This window comes from Actinosynnema sp. NPDC023658 (assembly GCF_040639995.1).
In the GTDB taxonomy this organism is placed as follows: Bacteria; Actinomycetota; Actinomycetes; order Mycobacteriales; family Pseudonocardiaceae; genus Actinosynnema.
Map to the genome: position 1 here is coordinate 1 of NZ_JBFAAX010001158.1, position 1,637 is coordinate 1,637.

At 70.0% G+C, this 1,637-nt stretch carries 1 protein-coding gene and 1 pseudogene; both read right to left on the minus strand.

Translation table 11 applies throughout. The features are described from left to right. Positions 1 to 559, minus strand: a 559-nt coding sequence (locus AB0G02_RS39100; RefSeq protein ID WP_360805234.1) for a transposase, incomplete at its 3' end; no start/stop codon positions are given. A 97-nt stretch (positions 560 to 656) separates the two neighbouring features. Continuing rightward, positions 657 to 1,637: pseudogene (locus tag AB0G02_RS39105) on the minus strand (IS5 family transposase); the annotation flags it as partial.

Sequence of the window (1,637 nt, forward strand, 5' to 3'; positions counted from 1 at the left end):
AGGTGACCAGGCCGCGCAGCCCGGCCGTCGACCCGGGGTCGGCCGCCAGCAGGCCCCGGATCGCCGAGCGGACCAGGGTGACGGTGTCCATCGTGGCGACCGCGTCGTACAACGGGGTCGAGTCCAGCACCCGCCTGCGCCCCACCAGACCGGCCTGCCGGGCCACCTCCAGGACCGCCTCGAAGATCCGGTCCGGCCGAGACGAGCGGGCCAACCTGGCCCGCATGTCCACCAACACCGTGTGTACGAACCCCGGGTAATCGAAATCCAGGCCGCCGGCGGCGTACTTCCACCGGGCGTCGAAGGCGAACCGCTCCACCGCCTCCCGGTCCGACAGGCCCTCGATGCGTTGCAGCACCATCACCACCGCCACGATCATCGGCGGCACCGACCGGCGACCCACATCGGTGAACAAGTCCGCGAACATCCCGTCCGGGAACAACGCGAAGCATTCCCGGTGCAGCACCCCGTAGATCGAGTCGGGCGCGACCCGGCCCTCGCAGTAGTCCACCGTCGACCGCAACAGATCGCCCTGCCGCGGCGCCCGCCCCAACGTCACTCGGACATCCTGCCGAACCGATCACCAATGAGGTATCGGCACCCCGATCCTTAGCAACCCAAAACACCAGCCACCTAGGAGCTGTTTGGGGTTCGGATCATGTAGTTGAGGTTAAGGTTTTCAGCCACATGATTGCTCCTCGTAGATGCAGTCCGGCTTCGTAGCTTTGCGGTGTCTTGTCGTAGCGGGTGGCCAGGCCGCGCCATGTCTTGATCTTCTGGAAGCAGCGTTCCACGGTGTTGCGTCCCCTGTAGCGCACGGGATCGAAGGACACCGGCCGCCCTCCCGCGGAGCCCTTGTTCTTGCGGTTGGCCTGCTGGTCGGTCTTCTCCGGGATCACCGCCGTGATCCGGCGACGGCGCAGGTAGGCCCGGTTGGCCTTGGAGGAGTACGCCCTGTCCGCGGCCACCGCGTCCGGACGGGTGCGAGGCCGGCCGGTCGGGCCGGGAACCCGGACCCGGTCCAGCACCGTCCGGAACCGCGGGCTGTCCGCTGCCTGGCCGGGTGTGAGCACGAACGCCAGCGGCAGCCCGGCGGCGTCGACCGCGGCGTGGATCTTGCTGCTCAGCCCGCCCCGGGACCGGCCGAGTCCGGCCGCCGCAGCCCGTGCCTTCCCACGGCGCCTGCGGGCGGCACGGTCCCGACCGGCAGACGTGCCCGCGTCGGACGCGTCAGGCGCGGACGGCGGCGCATCACCCGCAGCACGCTCTGTTGTGTGGGCAGCGGAGCCCCTTTTTCCTCGGTCAGCGCCTGTTCCAGCGCATCGAGGGTCTCCCCGGCGACCGCCAACCCGGCCGATTCATGGTGCGCCCGCACGATGGTGGAGTCCACGCCGACCAGTTCCAGGTCGACCTGTCCGCGGGAGGCGGCCTCGGCGATCAGCGCGTCCATCAGCGTCTGGAACACTCCGGCCCTGGCCCAGGCGTTGAACCGGGAGTAGATCGTGGACCAGGGTCCGTACCGTTCGGGCACGTCCCGCCAGCCCGACCCGGTGCGGAACCTCCACAGGATCCCGTTGAACTGCTCCCGCACCCGCCGCGGCAACGGCCCCGTGGCCGCCACCGGCACATGCGGCTCG